We start from the raw sequence: 17,573 nt of genomic DNA on the forward strand, positions 1-17,573 counted from the left end.
TTGTCAAGCGCTTTTCAAAAAATAATCAAAAAACATCCTGATTTTTATCAGAATGTTCGGATTTAGCAGATTATTTGACGATTTCGGCTGAAGCTTCTTTACCGTCTGTCAGTTTGACCATGACCGCTGACTTGACAGGGTTGTGATCCTTGTCGATACTGATCGTGCCTGTTGCACCGACAAGGCCTTTGACCTTGGCAAGCGCTTCGGCGAGTTCTACCGAGTTCTTAGCCTTTCCGTCTTCTGCTGCTTGCTTGATCATGTAAACAGCGTCATAGGCGCAGGCTGAGAAGGCTGATGGCTCTTGGTTATACGCCTTTTTATAGGCATTGATAAATGTCGTTGTATTTTTGTTAAATGGTGCTTTGGTTGAAAATCCAGCAACATAGTAGACATTGGTCGCAGACGCACCTGCAAGCTCTGTATAAGTCGGATCCGAGATACCATCACCTCCTACAATCGGCTGTGTAATGCCCATCTCGCGTGCTTGTTTGGTGATGAGCCCTCCTTCAGCATAGTAGCCGATGAGTGCAATCGCATCAAAGTCTTTATTTTTGACCTTGGTCAGAGCCGCTTGGAAGTCCTTGTCACCACCTTGGAACGACAGTGTATCCACGATCTTACCATCGTAGTTTTTCTTAAACGTCTTCAAAATACCACGCGCATAATCTGACGAATTATCATAATAGACCAAGACTTTTTTAGCTTTCAGCGTGTCAGACGTATAGTTTGCGATGATCTTCCCTTGGAATGAATCTGGGAAAATGGTTCTGAAGATATACTTTTGAACCTTACCATTTTTAACCGTCAGACTGTCATTTGTCCCAGTCGGTGTGATCAATGGCACTTCTGCTTTTGTCACGTTTGGTGTGGCTGCAAGCGTCCCACCAGATGACATTGGCCCAATGATTGCTGCAACCTTATCATTATTAGTCAAGTTTGAAGCGACCGTTGCGACTTCGCTGTTATCAGTTTTGTTGTCTTTGACAATCAACTGAATTTTTTTACCATTGATACCGCCAGCTGCATTAATCTCGTCAGCCGCAAGTTTGATGGCGTCTTTTTCAGCGTTGCCTGGCGCCGCATAGGCCCCTGACAGTTCCATGTCTAGACCTATTTTAAAAGTCTTTCCGATGGCATTTCCTTTTGACGCACTGCTTTTGCTAGTTCCTGGTGCACTGCTACAAGCTGCAAGCGTCAATAACGATGCAGCTGCAATGCCTAAAATTGCTAATTTTTTCATTCGTCTAAATATCCTTTGTTTTGTCTACTTACTCTATTTTAGCATAAAAGTCACAAAGTCAGCGCGACTTTATGACTTCTCTTTGTTATTTTATGCTGATTTAGCTTAGTTTGGTTTAACGATTGTTGCTGATGCTTCTTTACCGTCAGTCAATTTGACAACAACTGCATCTTTGATTGGGTTGTGATTTTTATCGACAGTGATCTCACCAGTTGCACCTTCGAGGTCCTTGATTTTTGCAAGACCTTTGGCAACATCTGCTGACGTTTTAGCTTTCTCATCTGTTGCTGCGGTTTTGACCATGTATACAGCATCATAAGAAAGAGCATCAAACATTGACGGTTCAGCTTTATATTTTGCTTTGTAGGCTGCGATGAATTTCGTCGTTGTTTTTGTTGCGGGTGCTTTTGATGAATACCCTGAAACGTAGTAAACGTTTGTAGCACCTGCGTTACCTGCGAGTTGGATGAAGGTTGGATCGGCAAATCCGTCACCACCAAGGATTGGTTGATTCAAGCCAAGTTCACGCGCTTGTTTTGTAATCAAACCTGTTTCGTTGTAGTAACCTGGCATTATGATAGCGTCAAAGTCTTCTTTTTGAAGTTTTGCCAAGGTTGCTTGGAAGTCTTTATCGCCTGATTGGAATGACACTTTGTCAACAATCTTGCCTTTGAAGTTCTTTTCAAATGCTTTTGCGATCCCTTTGGCGTAGTCTGATGAGTTATCAAAGTAGACAACGACTTTTTTAGCTTTCAGGTTATTTGTCGCATAGTCTGACAAAACTTTACCTTGGTAGCTATCTTGGAAAGTTGAGCGGAAGATATATTGGTTGACCTTGCCATTGCTGACAGTCAATGTATCATCAGTTCCTGAAGGTGACACGAGTGGCACAGCAGCTTTGGTAACATTTGGTGTCATTGATTTCACGGCACCTGACGTCATTGAGCCAATGATGGCGTCAACTTTGTCGTTGTTGACCAAGTTTGATGCAACAGTGCTTGCTTCGGCATTATCAGATTTGTTATCTTTTGAGATGACTTTGATTTGTTTGCCTTCGATACCGCCTGCTTTGTTGATTTCTTCAACGGCAAGGTTAGCACCTTTTTCGCCGGCTGTACCGTACGCCGCAACAGCTCCTGACAATTCCAAGTCATAGCCCAGTTTGAACTCTTTACCGATTGTGTTACCTTTTGAGGCAGATGAGCTGCCTCCAGGTGCTGAGCTACATGCTGCGAGTGAGAACGCTGCAAGACCTGCTGCTGCGATAATTCCTAAAGATTTAAATTTCATATTGATCCTTCTCCTTATGTTCCAATTTTCTGAAAATTCAGTTCTTAAACAGTATACAAAATTATCTGAAAATTGTCAATAATTTTGTTTAAAAAACAGCAAAAAAATAAGCACACGGTCTCAAACCCACGGCTCATCTATTTTTCGTATCTAGGATAATGGTGACAGGACCATCATTGACAGCCTCTATTTGCATGTCAGCAGCAAACTGACCTGTTTGAGTCGGGATTTCTTGAGCAAGTGCTTGATTGAACTGATCATAGATGCGGTGTGCAAAATCAGGATGACCAGCCGCATCAAAGCTAGGCCGATTGCCTTTTTTCGTTGCCGCAAATAGCGTAAACTGAGAGATCGACAAGATCTGTCCGTCAGAAATAGCTTTGACTGATAGATTCATCTTATCGTTTTCGTCAGAAAACAGACGCATGTTTGCAAGTTTTCTGACGGCGTATGCGATATCGTCGTCCCCATCCTCATCGACAACACCGACAAATACCAAAAGGCCTTGCTTGATCTGTGCAATCATCTGACCCTCAACAACACAAGAAGCGCGTTTGACGCGCTGAATAACAAGTTTCATAGCTCTTATTTTACCATTTTTTCTGGCAAATCAAAACACCCTGATGCGTCCATCAGAGCGTTTTATGGGAAAAAGGGTAAATTCGGTGAGTCATCAAAAGGGGTAAAGAATTCTCACCGTTCGTAACGAGCTCGTTACTACATTTTTAATTATATCTTACTTTGTTCACATCTCAAAACCATATAGGAGATTAACCATTTGTTCGTTTAACACTGTAAACGTCAGGCACCATCTTGATCTTATCGACAACTGTTGTCAGTTCTGACAAGTTTTTGATACCAAGTTGGACGTGAATATTTGCCATTTTCAAGTCTTTCGTCGGCTGCGCATTGATCGAAATCAATTTTTTAGTCGTATTTGACAACACTTGCATGACGTCATTTGCGATACCTGTTCGGTTAAAGCCGAAAATATCAATATTAGCCACATATTCCTTGTTGCCAACTTCTTCTTCCCACTCGACTGCAATCAGACGATTCTCGTAGTCTTCCTGATTTTTGACGTTCTGACAGTCGGTTCTGTGGATCGAAACGCCACGACCCTTGGTGATATAGCCGACAATCGCATCGCCAGGAACAGGGTTACAGCACTTACTCATGCGGATCAAAAGACTATCAATCCCAGCCACATTGACCCCGCCGTCATGGCGAATCTTCATGATATCGCCCTTGGTTTTGACCTCACCGTTCATCAGCTCTTCGGCCTCTTTGCGCGCTTTTTCCCGCTCAATCTCACGGCGCTCATCCTCGGTTAATTTGTTAAAAACGGTAATAACACCCGTTTCACCAAAACCGATAGACGCAAAGAGAGACTCCGGATCTCTAAAATTCAGACGATCACAGACTGGCTCTAGGTGTTTTTTATCTAGGTATTGGTTGGGGACAAACCCATGTTCTTGCAGATATTCCTGTAAAAGTTCACGGCCCTTGTTAATCGAGAGTTCTTTATCTTGATTTTTAAAAAACTGCTTGATTTTATTACGTGCTTTGTTTGTTTTGACCAGCTTTATCCAGTCACGGCTAGGCCCAAATGATGTTTTATTGGTCACAATTTCTACCACATCACCTGTTTTTAGCACCTGTGTCAATGGTGTCATCCGCCCATTAACCTTGGCACCAACGGCCTTATCGCCGACCTGCGTGTGAATGGCATAGGCAAAATCAATCGGCCCAGACCCTGCAGGAAGCTCCTGAACAGCACCGTCTGGCGTAAAAATGTAGATCTTTTCTGACAAGATGTCCTCTTGCACCGCCTTGACAAAGTCCTGCGCGTCATGACTCTCATCTTGGAGCTCGACTAATTCATTGATCCAGTTCAGATTTTGCGAGATTTCATCTGTTGAAACCTTGCCCTTGCGACCTTCTTTGTATGCCCAATGCGCAGCAACCCCGAACTCTGCGATTTCATGCATTTCACGAGTCCGAATTTGAAATTCCATTGGGCCCTTGGGCCCGTAAACCGTCGTATGGACAGACTGATAGCCATTGGCCTTAGGATTTGCAATGTAGTCTTTGAAACGTCCAGGCATAGGCTTCCAGAGGTCATGGATATAGCCCAAAGTCGTATAGACATCGCTTGTCGTGTCCAAAATACAGCGCACGGCAATCAAGTCATAAAGCTCATCAAAACGTTTTTTCTTGTCGTGCATCTTGCGATAAATGCTATAGATATGCTTAGGCCTGCCGTAAATTTCACCGACAACACCAACTTTTTCTGTATATTCTTTAAGTTTACTGATTACTTCATCTACCAACTTTTCACGGTCGGCACGCTTTTCTTTCATCAAGCCTCGAATGCGGTAAAATTCGATTTCGTCCAGATAACGAAACGACAAATCTTCTAGTTCCCACTTGATACGTGAAATACCCAGACGATGCGCTAGTGGCGCATAGATTGCCATCGTTTCTCTGGAAATCCGCTTTTGTTTGTCAGGACGCAAATGTTTGAGTGTGCGCATATTGTGCAGTCGGTCGGCTAGCTTGACTAGGATCACGCGCATATCCTTAGACATGGCCATGAGCATCTTGCGGTGGTTTTCGGCCAGTTGCTCTTCGTGACTCTTGTACTCAACCTTGCCGAGCTTTGTCACGCCATCCGTGATGAGTCGAACTTCCTCGCCAAACTCGCGTTCCAAGTCATCCAGTGTCGCCTCTGTGTCCTCGACCACATCATGCAAAAAACCGCTCGCCACAGTCACGGCGTCAAGTTTTAGTTTGGCTAATATCCCAGCTACCTGTATGGGATGGATGATATACGGCTCACCCGACTGACGATACTGCTCCTTATGTGCCTCTGTCGCGTATTTTAGCGCTTTTTTGACCAAAATCACGTCGCGCTCGTTCATGTAACTTTCTGTTAATTTGACGACTTCTGCGCCAGTTAAATTCGGTTCTGATGCCATAGATTTACTAAGTTCCTTTTCAGAGATTATACTTATTTTAACATTTTCAGGTGAAAAGAAAAAGGAGCAAGCTCCTATTTCAATAATTCCTGATAAAACGACACAGCACTCAGCACATATAACGGTGCTGTTTCTGCACGCATGATGCGAGGACCAAGGCCAATCAGGCTTGCGCCTTCTGCGGTAAAGGCTACGATTTCGTCAGGTGAGATGCCACCTTCAGGCCCAAAGATAACAAGGAGCTTCTGTCCGACTTCGGCCGTCTTGAGGCTTTGGGCAAATGCTGCAAGTTCGCCCGACTTGGCTGACTCTTCGTAGGCGACTAGGACTTGATCATACTGGCTAAATAACGTAAGCAAGTTCTTGCGACTTGGCAAGATCGTAACGTCAGGAATCATCAGGCGTTTTGACTGCTCTGCTGCACCTTTTGCAATCTTGTTTAGGCGCTCTGTTTTTTTGACAATTTTTTTGGCGTCAAGTTTTGTGACTGACCACTCAGCAGGATAGGCTAAAATCTCATGTGCACCAAGCTCAGTTGCTTTTTGTGTGATAAACTCAAGTTTATCGCTCTTTGGTAAACCAACCGCTATCGTGACGTCCAGAGGTAACTCTATCTGACGTTCAAGTGTATGCAGCACGCGCAAGCTTTTTAAGTCTGCATTGACCGCAGAAAGGGTCAGCTTTTTATCTGCAAAAACGACCTGAACTTGTTCGTTTTCCTGTGCGCGCATAACGGTAAATAGGTGGTAACTGTCAGCTGCGTCTAGCGTGAAATCTGTGTTTTCAGCTGGCTGCGCTTGTTTGGAAAAATACTGTTGCATCTGCTACCCTCCAACAACACTTGTGTCTTCATCGGCTTTTTGAAAAATCAAGCAGTGCCACTCACCCTGCTGCATGCGTGTCAGAAGTGCAAACCCCGCTTCGTGTGCCTTGTCCAAAATCATCTGTGACTTGCTGTCGATAATGCCACTCATAATCAGAAAACCGCCGTCATTTAAGAGTTTATAGGCATCATCTACCACGTTCATGAGGATATCTGCTAGGATATTTGCCACAATCACATCGGCTTTGATGTCGACATTTTTCAGCAGATCACCTGCTGCAACGCTGATATTTGTCATATCGGCATTGAGCTGGATATTTTCCTCAGCGACTTTAACTGCGACGTCATCCAGATCGTAAGCGTGAATCTCACACGCGCCAAGTAGGCTAGCTGCGATAGAAAGCACGCCAGAGCCGGTTCCTACATCAAGCAATGTTTCACCACCACGTAGCGTCTGCTCAAGCGCAAAAAGTGAGAGCTTAGTCGTCGGATGTGTTCCTGTCCCAAAGGCCATACCGGGATCCAGACGGATGATTTTTTCGTCAGAAGACGTAGGCGTATAGTCCGTCCATGACGGCACAATGGTCAAGTTATGAGAGATTCGTGCGGGCAGAAAATACTGTTTCCAACTATCTGACCAATCGTTTTCAGCCAAACTCTGTACATCAACACTAAAGTCCGAACCAGGATCCAGACCAAAGACAGTAAGTCCAGTAATCTGTGCCTTGACGCTTGACGCAATCTCAATAATCGACAGATTTTCAGGATAGTACGCCTTGATGATAACTGTCTCAAGCTGCGTGATGTCAGGCAAAATCTCGCCAAACTTATCCTCATTATCCAGATAGTCCTGCGTGTCCTCAATCGCTACACCCTGCGCTCCTGCATCAATCAAGATATTACTCACGGTCTCCTCGGTTTCACGTGAAACCTTAACTGATAATTCATTCCAGTTATTCATATTTTTTGTATCCTCTCGTTTGGTTGGGTTAGCTTTATTATAGCAAAAAAAGCGATTGCTCGCTTTTGGGTTTGTGATCTATTTTCAATCCAGCACGTACAATCGATAGTTTTTGATGACCGTGATTAGTTTTTCAGCATAGGTAGGTGATGTTGCGTAGCCATCTTTTTGGAGATTTTTTGCAGCTGTGATATAGTCATCTGCTTGATCTCTAAAGACGTTAGCATATCTAAGACTATTGCCGTTTAGCGTTGTTTTTAGCTTATCTGCGTAGCCTTGTAGACCATTTGAGACACTGCTATATTTTCTAAAGTTTGCCATCACAGTAATGTAGGTGCCATCAACGTACTCCTGTGTATTGATTGTATAATAGGGTTTCCCAGCACCTAACCAGGTTTGATCTGCCTTGATACCAAAAAAATTCATCGCATTTTGTGCGAGTTCACTTTGCCCCCAACCAGACTCTAGAATGGCTTGCGCGACCATGATAGATGGATAGAGGTTGTTACGATTTGCTACTGAAATCGCAGGGCTTTCTATCGTTTTGTACCAAGAGGTTTGCGCCTGTGGAACACCAGTTAGATCAACATCGAGGCCATACCAGCCGATACCTTCATTACGCCAGCCTTTTGTCACAAGCATTTGTTGCTCTTGACTATTCTTTGTATAGTTGTGACTACCCGCTTTTGCATTGGCGTTGTAGGCACGAAATATTGGTGTTGCATCTGCCTCAGCAGAGTACCAGCCGATACCTTCATTACGCCAGCCAAGTTTAACTAAGTTATTTTTTTCGGCAAGACTTGTCGTGTAGTGGTGATCACCAGAGTTTTTGTTATAGACACGGTAGACTGGCGTAGCAGATGTCGCAGGTGCAGTCCAGCCGATACCTTCATCGTGCCAACCTAGCTTGACTAACTTTGTCTGCTCTGCTTTATTTTGCGTATAAAAATGCTCGCCGCTGTTAGGGTTATAGAGTCTCTCCATTGTGACGGTCCCATTTTCTGCTGCATAGGATTTCGTACTCACTAGCGCAACACCAGCAAGGATACCTGCTAATATGACACGCTTAATTTCCTGTACCAAGGGCATACCATCCTATTCCTTCGTTTCTCCAACCTAATTTGATCAAGTTTTGCTGTTCAGCGAGATTGACCGTATAGTTATGGCTTCCTGCCTTGGCATTTTTGTTATAGGCGCGGTAGACTGGAACCGTTTTTTTATCATCACTGTACCAGCCGATGCCTTCATATTTCCAGCCCGCCTTAACGAGACTATTTTTTTCGTTAACGTTCGTGGTATAGTGATGATCGCCTGCATTTTTATTATAAACGCGGTAGACTGGAACCGTTGACTTTTCAGGTGCAAGCCATCCGATACCTTCATAGTGCCATCCATTTGTGACGACTAGACTTCTAAGCTCTGGCAATGAAGCCGTGTAAAAGTGCTCTCCGCTATTTTGATTATAGATACGATACATTCGATTTTGTCCATTAGGCAAAGCTTGTAAACTGATGGCATAATCATTTGAGATTGTCACTCCGGCAGTGTTATTACCTGCATAAGCATAAGCTGCAATCGAGTAATTTCCGCTCTCATATCCGTGAAGGGCTAATGAAACCGTCGCAAGGAACTCGCCTGTGCCTACTTTTTTTGCATCATACCAAACGATGTCATCTTGACCGTTTTGATTTGACCAGACCGGAACCTTGACAGTTGTCGTTGCCGCATTTGTCTTCACACGAACTTTAAATGTCCCTGTGGCTGGATTACCTTCGATGGCTGTACTTTTGATTTCTGGTGTGTAGTTGATTTTATTAATATTGTAGTAGTAGGTGACAAGTTCGGTAAATTGATTGGCATCATAGCCAAACCTTGCCCAGTACTCATCCGGATCCGTGTGGTCTGTTCCGCCCCACTTGTAAGAAATCATTTTATGCGTGGCGATATTCCCATCAAGTGGTGAGCTTGGGTTGGGACTGACAGTATTCGGTGATGTCATGAGTTTTGGAGCGCCCATGTTATATTTTAGTAACTGGATTGACGTCCAATTTGCAAGTGTTGCGATTTGTTTATAAAAGGCATCACGTGACCCCACTCGCATTTGTTCAATCTGAATACCATAGCGATTACCATATATGCCAGCTCCCCATGCTTTTTTTGCTGTATCGGCAATCGTTATCAACTGGCTACCATCCACAAAGGCATGAACAAAGGCGTTTTCTTGCGTTCGTATCATGTAGCTAATGGAATTCTGGATACTACCACCATCTACACCAACATCATGGATAATGACAAGTTGCGGCTTACCTGCAGCATACGACATGTTGATACCGCCATTTTTTGCTGAATTTTGACTGTAGATGCCACCCAACTGCATTTTTTCCTGCACCGGCTGAATTTTTTGTGAGATGATTGCCTGATTAACCACACTTGCATGTGCCGTCATGACTGTTAAAATCAGCGCAAATTGAAAAATAATGACTGTTATGATTTTTTTGTTTATGGACTTCATTTTTACCCCGTGACTTGTTTTATTTCAAACAATGTTATTTTCATCTTCATGAGATTAAATTGCTTGAACTATTCTTTAGTATAACTGATATTGTAACACAAAAAGTATCGTAAGCATACAGTAGTTTATGATACTTTGTTTCTATTTTAATCCGGGCAGCACTTGCTCAGCCATATATGTTTTGAAATCTTTGCCATCTTTTTGCGCTGCCAATATATAACTGTTGATGTCTGCGTTTGAAAAATCACTGTCATCAATCTTGATTTCCCGAAGCACAAGACGTGCTTCGGAAACAGTCATCACTTTTGCTGCCTCACTTGACTGTTCTGACCATTTACTTTCTTCTGCTGAACCGTGCTCAACGACTTCTGACGAAGACACCGCAGACGAACTCGCAATCACAGATTCACTCGACCCAACTTCTGACGCAGCGCTTACTGAACTCACTGTGCTTGTTGAAGAACTTGTCGTTTCCTGAGTGGCTGATGAAGATAGAGATGACTTTGTTTTTTTGACAGAGTGCGTTGTTTTCGACGATGCCTTCTTTGTATTCTCATTTTTGTGCGTTGCAAATAGTGCGACCGTTGTAATAATAAGCACGGCGATAACACCTAAAATAATTCCTATTTTTTTCTTCATGGTGATCTTTATTCCCTTTTATTTCCCTTTCAATCAATATCTAGGATAAGCAAAAAACTCTGTTTCAACCAGCTTTTTCACACCTTCATCAAAGGCTTCTTGATCAAATGTGCCCGTAAATTCACTTTCGTCAGAAGCTAAAAAGTCCATCAGAGCGTCAAGTTCATTATCCGCTGTTTCTTGCAAAAAGGCGACAACATACTGGATATATTCTTTTGACAAGCCTTTTTTGGGCGCATATGGAAAGCTTGCCAAGTAATCGTCTGCTTGGATTTTTGATTTTTCAGGGTTATAAAAGACAACCGCATCTTCAAACGAGATGTTCTCGCTCGACGCCTCATCGTCATTTTCAGTGTCAGTGACTGCAACACCTGGGTTTTCAACATCTATCAGATAAAAAACTTCTACGGCGTGGTTTTTCTTATCCCAATTTATCTCATAATCATAACTAAACTGCTGCGTCAAGGCCTCATCCAAAACATCTAAAAAGCCGAATTTTGACATAATTTCTCCTTTGGTAAAAAATGTTATAATATAAGTATAGCATTTTTTTAAGGAGTATGAAAATGAAAGAAAATTTGGCGCGGCGATTGCGGCCGCAAACGATTGATGACATCATCGGCCAGCGCCATTTGGTCGGTGAGGGCAAGATTATTCGGCGCATGGTTGAGACAAAACTCCTGAGCTCAATGATTCTCTACGGCCCACCAGGAATAGGCAAAACGTCGATTGCATCAGCAATTGCAGGCACTGCTGACATGGCCTTTCGGACATTTAACGCAACATCTGACAAGAAAACAAAACTCCAAGAAATTGCAGAAGAAGCAAAGTTTTCAGGTCAGCTCGTCTTGCTACTTGACGAGATTCACCGGCTTGACAAACCTAAGCAAGATTTTCTTTTACCCTTGCTTGAAAATGGTGAAATCATCTTGATTGGGGCGACGACTGAAAATCCTTACTTTAGCGTTGTGCCCGCCATCAGAAGTCGGGTTCAGATTTTTGAGCTGAAACCCCTGACGCCTGACGACATTGCGGTGGCGGCTGAACGCGCCATTTCTGACCATAAAAATGGCTTTGACTTTGACGTGATTTTAGATGAGGATGCCAAACAATTTCTCATCCACTCGACAAATGGTGATGTGCGTGCAGCGCTAAACTCGCTCGAACTCGCAGTTTTATCAAGCTCTGAGCACCATGTAACACTCTCTGATATGGAAAATTCGCTACAAAAATCTGCTGCGACATTTGACAAGGATGGCGATGCCCACTACGACTTGCTCTCGGCACTACAAAAGTCCATCCGTGGCTCTGACGTCAACGCCGCCTTACACTATGCGGCGCGCTTGATTGAAGGTGGCGACTTGCAGAGTCTTGCGAGACGCCTGATCGTCATTTCTTATGAGGACATCGGCCTTGCAAACCCTGATGCCAGCGCACGAACCGTGACTGCTGTCTCTGCTGCCGAGCGGATCGGTTTTCCAGAGGCGCGGATTCCTTTGGCAAATGTTGTGGTCGACCTTGCACTTTCGCCCAAGTCAAATGCTGCCTATGCCGCTATGGACGATGCTATTTCTGATCTCCATCAGCACGGCGCACTTGATATGCCCGCACATTTGCAAGATGGTCACTATGCCGGCGCACAAAAACTCGGCCGCGCTGTGAATTACCAGTATCCGCACAACTTTCCAGGTCACTGGGTCGACCAACAATATCTGCCTGATAAGCTAAAAAATGTTCAGTATTTTCACTCTGATGGCTTGGGCAAATACGAACGCGCCCTGCAAATGCGACTCGACGAAATCAATAAATATAAAAAAGGTTAATCTATGACTGATAAATTATTAGACGCCAAAACGCGTCTCGAAGCTGCCAATCAAGAAATGTCGAAAGCCTCATCCGAAATCAAAGTCGCCTTGGACGTCCTCAACGAATCTGAAAAAAATAAAGCTGCAGCAAAACGCGACTTTGAAGCCAAAACGCAAGCCTATTCTCTCGCCATTCAGGCGGCGGATAAGATTCGTGCGCAGGATGTCATCACTGAAACAGAAATCATCGCCGCAGATAACACGCTAAGCCATGCAAAAACAGCCTATGACGCCGCAAAACAACTATTAGACAACGAAAATGCTACTGGCCAATATGCCTTTCGCAAGGTCATCATGGCACAAGCCGCTTATGACCTCGCCAAACTAGACTTTGACTCAGCTGAGTATGACTATCACCGAGTTTTGCGGGAGCGAAAAATGCCGATTATGGGTCAGGAGGCGCTTGATTTTATTGCAACTGCTGACGTCCCTAAAACACCGACACAAGCGACAACTGATGAACCATCTCTTGACTTTCTCATGTCTTTCATAAAGCAGAATCCTCTGCCAGACTATGCTGAAGATGATGACCATGACGAAGTTGCTACTACTCCGTTTGAAAAATCAGATGAAACACCGACAAGACTGCAAGTCATTGACCCTGTCTCAGGTCTTTCCTATGACCCTTCAACGCCATTTGAGGATCGTCCTGCTGTTGAGGTAGAACCACCCAAAAAAGGGCATATCACCTGGGATTTTATCCCCAAACAAAAAGAAAGTGAGCAAAAATGACAAGAGAAGAAATGGAAAAACGCATCCGAACAGAGCTCAATCTACCACATTTTAAGGCGCAGATTGACGACAGTCTCAACTATACCGAGGACGACTATCAAGAATTCAAACGCAACCTTGTCAACTACTATAAAGACTACGTCCAAGATATCGACACCGACTTTCAAGGCGGACTTGACAATCGTTAATCTAACAACAAAATAGCCTGACTTTTCGAAAAGTCAGGCTATTATTTTATGCAATTTTTTGGCTGATATAGTCAGAAACCTGACCAATCGTCAAAATGTGTTCTGCGTCTTCATCAGAGATTTCAATGCCAAACTCATCTTCAAGCGCCAGCGTGAACTCCATGATGCTGATCGAGTCAGCTTGCAAATCATCAACGATATTAGTTGACTCCGTAATCGTCTCTGGATCAACATCCAGGCTCTCGACCAGTGTTGCTTTGATTTTGTTGAAAATTTCTGATTTAGTCATTTGCTACCCCATTTTCTGCGTTATAATGCTGGACTAACTTCCCAACAACGTCTGTTTCAAGCATTTTGTGTGTTTGTTTGATTGTCGCAAAGATCGCATCTGCATTAGATGAGCCATGACTTTTGACAACTGGCGCCTTGAGTCCGAAAAGTACCGCACCGCCTGCTTTTTCATAGTCAAGCGAGTCTTTAAGACTGTAAAGCGATTTTTTCATCAAAAGTGCGCCTAGTTTCGCACGCAGCCCGCCTTGATTGATGGCCGTCATCAGTTGTTTCATCAGATTTGATGCGGTGCCCTCGATAGATTTCAGGACAGCATTTCCAGTGAAACCGTCAGTGACTACAACGTCAGCGACACCACTCAGCAAATCACGCGCCTCAACGTTCCCAATGAAGTTAATGCTCGTATCTGCCGATAAAAGGTCGTAAGCTTCTTTTTGCAAAGGAGCACCTTTGCTGGCTTCTGAACCATTGTTCAAAAGTCCGATGCGTGGTGACTTGATGCCTCTGACGTTTGAGGCATAGAAAGAGCCTAAAACAGCAAAGTTATGCAGGTGGCGTGCCGTATTTTCAGCGTTAGCCCCGAGATCCAGCATATCAAAACCAGCACCGTCAGCCGTGGGCATAGTGGACATGAGGCCTGGTCGATCAACCTGCTTAATCCGCCCGACAACAAAGATACCACTCGCTAAAAGCGCACCCGTATTGCCTGCAGAGATGAGTGCGTCGGCTTCGCCATTTTTGACAGCAGTGGCTGCCATGACCATGCTGGCTGACTTTTTCTTGCGGATGGCCTTGACCGGATCTGCCTCGCCAGAGTCAATCTTATCAGGCGTGTGCACAATCGTGATATTGGTCTCATCGCTTAGGTAGGCGCGGATTTTTTCCTCGTCACCAAACAAGATAAACTCAGTATCCGAAAAAGCAGCCTGTGCCTGCTTGACCCCTTCGACAACGGATTTGGGTGCAAAATCGCCACCCATCGCATCAATTGCTAGTTTCTTTTTCATTCTAATAATATACCATATTTTTCGGTTTTTTTCAATTTCATGACAAATAGATAACGATTTTTACTATATGAGATGCGTTTCCAGATAACTCAGAACGGCAGCATCTTTATGATGACCGATGATATCGTCAGAAATGGCTTTAATCTCATCGCGTGCGTTAGCTGTTGCGATAGCGTGTCCAGCATAGTCCAGCATCTCAAGGTCATTGAGATTGTCGCCAAAAGCCGTGATGTCAGAAGGCGTAAGCGTAAACTTTTCAGCGATATGCCTAAGCCCCGTCGCCTTGCTGATTCCTTCAGGAATGATGTCAATCGACTCAAACCCAGTCGTCACCGCACGAACACCAGCGACTTGCGCGTTGACCCAGGCTTCTCCCTCGAGTACTTTTTCAGCCGAAAAATTCACGGTCAGCTTGAGGATATCGTCGGTCACGCCAGAAAAGTCAGGTAGCTCCTGAACATTTTCATAGTAAAAATTCGCCTTTTTCTTATAATAGTCGCTTGCTGTCTCAAAGATATAAGACCCCTGCGCACCGCTCAGCAAAACCGCGTCACCCTTGATGTAGTCTGAGTTTCTAACCACATCTACGATCTCTAAAACCTTGTCAAATGGCATCTGTTCCTCAAACAAGACCTTACCTTGATACTTAACGATACCACCATTTTCCGCCACAAACACGATCCGATCAGAAAAGTCGGCAAACATAGCCTCTAGCGCCAAAAGCTGACGCCCAGACGCGGCCGCAAACAAAGTATCCTGCTCTGCCAATCGATCAAGCAATCGCGCAAAACGCACCTTGTCATAATCACCCTTATCATCTAAAAAAGTCCCGTCCATGTCCGTCGCTACTAATTTTTTTATCATGGTTTTATTATAACACCTTTGGCGTGAGTTTGGCTGAAAATGAGGTTTTTTGGGGAAACAATGATAGCCTAATTAACTGATAACAAAAAAAAGCAAACTCACTGTGGCGTTTACTTTTTCTGTTATTGTCCAACTTAATAATAATCAATCAATGCTGGAGTAGAGATTGTTGCGTAAGTTATTTTCGCATTTGCTTTTTTGACTGCATCTGTCGTACCTACGATACCACTACCGCCAACTAGCTTAGAAGCACTGGATTCAAAACGAATAATAATAGGTACATAACCAGCGGGACAATCAACCTTTTCAAGCGTGACAATGCTCGTGTTAAGATCTATTGTTGCGCCATTTGATAATTTGGCCGTTATTTGGCCATTTGGTAATTTTGTCAAGCCGCTATTTGCCAAAACAGGATTAATTAAAGTGACCGACTTTACAGGTAATCCAAGTAATTTCTCAGCTTGTGCAAGCGTTGCACCACCTTTGTTTACATAGTTACCATTTGGAGATTTCAGACCTGTGTTACCGCTATTATTCAAAATTTTCGTAAGAACGATATTCCATTTTTGTGTTGCAGTATTTGGTATCATTGCATACCAGGCAACGTTTTCGTTTTTCCAGCCCGCTTTAACGAGTGACGCTTGTTCTGCTGGATTGAGCGTATAGTTGTGACTACCTGCTTTAGCATTTGGATTATATGCACGGTAGACGGCTAATTCTTTTTTGGATTTACTGTTCTGTTGTGCGTACTCTGATGAGTACCAGCCGATGCCTTCGTATTTCCAGCCGGCTTTGATGAGGCTATTTTTTTCAGCCGCATTCATCGTGTAGTGGTGATCGCCAGCGTTTTTGTTGTACATACGATAGACCGGTGCGTCTGATTTTCCAGGTGCTATCCAGCCAAGGCCTTCGTATTTCCAACCAGCTTTCACTAAGCCATCACGCTCAGCAGTTGATGCTGTGTAAAAATGCTCACCCGAGTTAGGATTGTAAACACGATACATGTTCACCCAGTTTGCGCTGTCCTGAGCATGTGCAACCGTCGTTGCGCCTGCCGCACCAAACAGCAGCGCCAATGCAATAAGTAGTTTCTTCATAATTTTCCCTCTTATGAATTCTAAAATATTTAGCTTATAGTAAGCTATACTTTATTATAGATAGATAGATAGATAGATTTTGTCAATAAAAAACTCGAAAAAATTCGAGTTTTTCTTATATTTGTATTCATTAGTCTAACGCGTTTGTGTTTGTTTCAGTCGGAACAAGTGTCAAGAATTTTTCAAAAATTTGACCGTCTTTTGCATCATCTGGTAGATCCCCTTGTTTGCCTGTCTCTAGATCGATAGAGGCGTCATAAGAGTAAGTTGTCAAGATAACCGAGTTTGTGCCAACCGTCCCTATCGTCGCTTTTGAGATCAAGACATGGTAATTTCTGTTATTTGTAAAGACGCTTGAGCCCGTTGCTGCAAGTTCTTGGCCGATTGCTTTAGAGGCTTCGTCTAGGGTCGGTCCGCCAATCGTGTAACCATCTGCATTTTTAACAAAGCTTGTTGCGACTTTGTTAAAAGTGATAACGGTACTAAGTGGTGTCGCTGCATACCAACCAATGCCCTCATTGCGCCAGCCCAGACCAACTAAAACGCTTTGTTCCCCACCGTTTAGTGTATAGTTGTGGCTACCTGCTTTTTTAGCATTTGCGTTATAGGCACGGTAAACGGGGGCAGTTTTCGTGTCTGAGCTATACCAGCCTATGCCTTCATAGCGCCAGCCAGCTTTTACAAGCATATCACGCTCCGCAGCAAGTGTTGTATAATGATGGTCACCAGCATTTTTATTGTACATCCGATAAACGGGTGTACTAGATTTTTGCGGTGCAACCCAGCCAATGCCTTCATAACGCCAGCCAAGTTTGACTAGGTTATTTCTCTCTGCAGTTGCACTTGTATAAAAGTGTTCTCCAGAGTTGGGATTGTAGACACGGTACATGATGTTAGTTGTTGGCGCACCTTTTGCGTCAACAGAGTCACTTGCATGTGCAATACTGCCTGCACCAGTCGCAAGTAATACTGCTAAAGTTAATAGGATTTTCTTCATATTATCTCCTCCTTGAGACCATTATATCAGAAAATCAGGCACTTCAACCATCTCTTGTGCTTTTATTAACAAAAAAACGTCCA

18 protein-coding genes are annotated in these 17,573 nt (G+C 43.8%); 3 read left to right on the forward strand and 15 right to left on the reverse strand.

Features of this window, described 5'->3' with window-relative positions:
* Positions 1-70: 70 nt before the first annotated feature.
* From Hs20B_RS04350 to Hs20B_RS04395, 10 genes are all read right to left on the reverse strand, one after another.
* Entirely contained in the window at positions 71-1,243 is a 1,173-nt protein-coding gene (locus Hs20B_RS04350) for an ABC transporter substrate-binding protein (protein ID WP_172355995.1), read from the reverse strand.
* A 105-nt stretch (positions 1,244-1,348) separates the two neighbouring features.
* A complete protein-coding gene (locus Hs20B_RS04355) occupies positions 1,349-2,533 on the reverse strand; it encodes an ABC transporter substrate-binding protein (RefSeq protein ID WP_172355997.1) in 1,185 nt (394 codons plus the stop codon).
* 133 nt (positions 2,534-2,666) lie between these two features.
* On the reverse strand, positions 2,667-3,113 hold the full coding sequence (gene dtd, locus Hs20B_RS04360; protein ID WP_172355999.1) for a D-aminoacyl-tRNA deacylase: 447 nt from the start codon (positions 3,111-3,113) through the stop codon (positions 2,667-2,669).
* Positions 3,114-3,303: 190 nt separating this feature from the next.
* On the reverse strand, positions 3,304-5,514 hold the full coding sequence (locus Hs20B_RS04365) for a RelA/SpoT family protein (protein WP_172356000.1): 2,211 nt from the start codon (positions 5,512-5,514) through the stop codon (positions 3,304-3,306).
* 74 nt (positions 5,515-5,588) lie between these two features.
* Complete coding sequence (locus Hs20B_RS04370) at positions 5,589-6,335, reverse strand: 16S rRNA (uracil(1498)-N(3))-methyltransferase (RefSeq protein WP_172356002.1); 747 nt, start codon at positions 6,333-6,335, stop codon at positions 5,589-5,591.
* 3 nt (positions 6,336-6,338) lie between these two features.
* Complete coding sequence (gene prmA / locus Hs20B_RS04375; protein ID WP_172356004.1) at positions 6,339-7,298, reverse strand: 50S ribosomal protein L11 methyltransferase; 960 nt, start codon at positions 7,296-7,298, stop codon at positions 6,339-6,341.
* An 84-nt stretch (positions 7,299-7,382) separates the two neighbouring features.
* A complete protein-coding gene (locus Hs20B_RS04380; protein ID WP_172356006.1) occupies positions 7,383-8,387 on the reverse strand; it encodes a glucosaminidase domain-containing protein in 1,005 nt (334 codons plus the stop codon).
* The gene (locus Hs20B_RS04385) at positions 8,365-9,810 is read right to left on the reverse strand and encodes a GBS Bsp-like repeat-containing protein (protein WP_172356007.1); all 1,446 of its coding nucleotides are present in this window, start codon (positions 9,808-9,810) and stop codon (positions 8,365-8,367) included. Before Hs20B_RS04385 ends, Hs20B_RS04380 begins: the two co-directional genes overlap by 23 nt.
* A 141-nt stretch (positions 9,811-9,951) precedes the next feature.
* Positions 9,952-10,449 (reverse strand): hypothetical protein, encoded by a 498-nt coding sequence (locus Hs20B_RS04390; RefSeq protein ID WP_172356009.1) that lies wholly within the window; start codon positions 10,447-10,449, stop codon positions 9,952-9,954.
* A 33-nt stretch (positions 10,450-10,482) separates the two neighbouring features.
* On the reverse strand, positions 10,483-10,953 hold the full coding sequence (locus Hs20B_RS04395) for a DUF3013 family protein (RefSeq protein ID WP_172356011.1): 471 nt from the start codon (positions 10,951-10,953) through the stop codon (positions 10,483-10,485).
* Positions 10,954-11,015: 62 nt separating this feature from the next.
* Between Hs20B_RS04395 and Hs20B_RS04400 the strand changes: the two genes are divergently transcribed.
* From Hs20B_RS04400 to Hs20B_RS04410, 3 genes are read left to right on the forward strand one after another with little or no spacing between them, the layout of a single operon-like run.
* Entirely contained in the window at positions 11,016-12,272 is a 1,257-nt protein-coding gene (locus Hs20B_RS04400) for a replication-associated recombination protein A (RefSeq protein ID WP_172356013.1), read from the forward strand.
* A gap of 3 nt (positions 12,273-12,275) precedes the next feature.
* Positions 12,276-13,046, forward strand: a complete 771-nt coding sequence (locus tag Hs20B_RS04405) for a hypothetical protein (RefSeq protein ID WP_172356015.1) — start codon at positions 12,276-12,278, stop codon at positions 13,044-13,046.
* Positions 13,043-13,234 (forward strand): hypothetical protein, encoded by a 192-nt coding sequence (locus tag Hs20B_RS04410; RefSeq protein ID WP_172356017.1) that lies wholly within the window; start codon positions 13,043-13,045, stop codon positions 13,232-13,234. Before Hs20B_RS04405 ends, Hs20B_RS04410 begins: the two co-directional genes overlap by 4 nt.
* A 46-nt stretch (positions 13,235-13,280) precedes the next feature.
* Here the strand turns inward: Hs20B_RS04410 and acpP are convergent, their stop codons facing one another.
* From acpP to Hs20B_RS09640, 5 genes are all read right to left on the reverse strand, one after another.
* Entirely contained in the window at positions 13,281-13,523 is a 243-nt protein-coding gene (gene acpP, locus Hs20B_RS04415; RefSeq protein ID WP_172356019.1) for an acyl carrier protein, read from the reverse strand.
* Positions 13,516-14,532, reverse strand: coding sequence for a phosphate acyltransferase PlsX (plsX, locus tag Hs20B_RS04420; RefSeq protein WP_172356021.1), 1,017 nt, complete (start codon positions 14,530-14,532; stop codon positions 13,516-13,518). Before plsX ends, acpP begins: the two co-directional genes overlap by 8 nt.
* 63 nt (positions 14,533-14,595) lie before the next feature.
* Complete coding sequence (locus Hs20B_RS04425; protein WP_172356023.1) at positions 14,596-15,396, reverse strand: Cof-type HAD-IIB family hydrolase; 801 nt, start codon at positions 15,394-15,396, stop codon at positions 14,596-14,598.
* Positions 15,397-15,530: 134 nt separating this feature from the next.
* On the reverse strand, positions 15,531-16,493 hold the full coding sequence (locus tag Hs20B_RS09740; protein ID WP_228407478.1) for a hypothetical protein: 963 nt from the start codon (positions 16,491-16,493) through the stop codon (positions 15,531-15,533).
* A 130-nt stretch (positions 16,494-16,623) separates the two neighbouring features.
* Complete coding sequence (locus tag Hs20B_RS09640) at positions 16,624-17,490, reverse strand: hypothetical protein (protein WP_191088434.1); 867 nt, start codon at positions 17,488-17,490, stop codon at positions 16,624-16,626.
* Positions 17,491-17,573 lie beyond the last annotated feature (83 nt).

The organism is Pseudolactococcus insecticola, from assembly GCF_011170065.1.
Classification (GTDB): Bacteria; Bacillota; Bacilli; order Lactobacillales; family Streptococcaceae; genus Pseudolactococcus; species Pseudolactococcus insecticola.

Bases quoted from the DNA above. Each gene is read 5' to 3' on its own strand.
- Hs20B_RS04370 (WP_172356002.1), bottom strand. From the start codon at position 6,335: ATGCAACAGTATTTTTCCAAACAAGCGCAGCCAGCTGAAAACACAGAT.
- Hs20B_RS04400 (WP_172356013.1), top strand. From the start codon at position 11,016: ATGAAAGAAAATTTGGCGCGGCGATTGCGGCCGCAAACGATTGATGAC.
- Hs20B_RS04405 (WP_172356015.1), top strand. From the start codon at position 12,276: ATGACTGATAAATTATTAGACGCCAAAACGCGTCTCGAAGCTGCCAAT.
- Hs20B_RS04395 (WP_172356011.1), bottom strand. From the start codon at position 10,953: ATGTCAAAATTCGGCTTTTTAGATGTTTTGGATGAGGCCTTGACGCAG.
- acpP (WP_172356019.1), bottom strand. From the start codon at position 13,523: ATGACTAAATCAGAAATTTTCAACAAAATCAAAGCAACACTGGTCGAG.
- dtd (WP_172355999.1), bottom strand. From the start codon at position 3,113: ATGAAACTTGTTATTCAGCGCGTCAAACGCGCTTCTTGTGTTGTTGAG.
- Hs20B_RS04355 (WP_172355997.1), bottom strand. From the start codon at position 2,533: ATGAAATTTAAATCTTTAGGAATTATCGCAGCAGCAGGTCTTGCAGCG.
- Hs20B_RS04385 (WP_172356007.1), bottom strand. From the start codon at position 9,810: ATGAAGTCCATAAACAAAAAAATCATAACAGTCATTATTTTTCAATTT.
- Hs20B_RS09740 (WP_228407478.1), bottom strand. From the start codon at position 16,493: ATGAAGAAACTACTTATTGCATTGGCGCTGCTGTTTGGTGCGGCAGGC.
- Hs20B_RS04380 (WP_172356006.1), bottom strand. From the start codon at position 8,387: ATGCCCTTGGTACAGGAAATTAAGCGTGTCATATTAGCAGGTATCCTT.
- Hs20B_RS04390 (WP_172356009.1), bottom strand. From the start codon at position 10,449: ATGAAGAAAAAAATAGGAATTATTTTAGGTGTTATCGCCGTGCTTATT.
- Hs20B_RS04410 (WP_172356017.1), top strand. From the start codon at position 13,043: ATGACAAGAGAAGAAATGGAAAAACGCATCCGAACAGAGCTCAATCTA.
- plsX (WP_172356021.1), bottom strand. From the start codon at position 14,532: ATGAAAAAGAAACTAGCAATTGATGCGATGGGTGGCGATTTTGCACCC.
- prmA (WP_172356004.1), bottom strand. From the start codon at position 7,298: ATGAATAACTGGAATGAATTATCAGTTAAGGTTTCACGTGAAACCGAG.
- Hs20B_RS09640 (WP_191088434.1), bottom strand. From the start codon at position 17,490: ATGAAGAAAATCCTATTAACTTTAGCAGTATTACTTGCGACTGGTGCA.
- Hs20B_RS04425 (WP_172356023.1), bottom strand. From the start codon at position 15,396: ATGATAAAAAAATTAGTAGCGACGGACATGGACGGGACTTTTTTAGAT.
- Hs20B_RS04365 (WP_172356000.1), bottom strand. From the start codon at position 5,514: ATGGCATCAGAACCGAATTTAACTGGCGCAGAAGTCGTCAAATTAACA.
- Hs20B_RS04350 (WP_172355995.1), bottom strand. From the start codon at position 1,243: ATGAAAAAATTAGCAATTTTAGGCATTGCAGCTGCATCGTTATTGACG.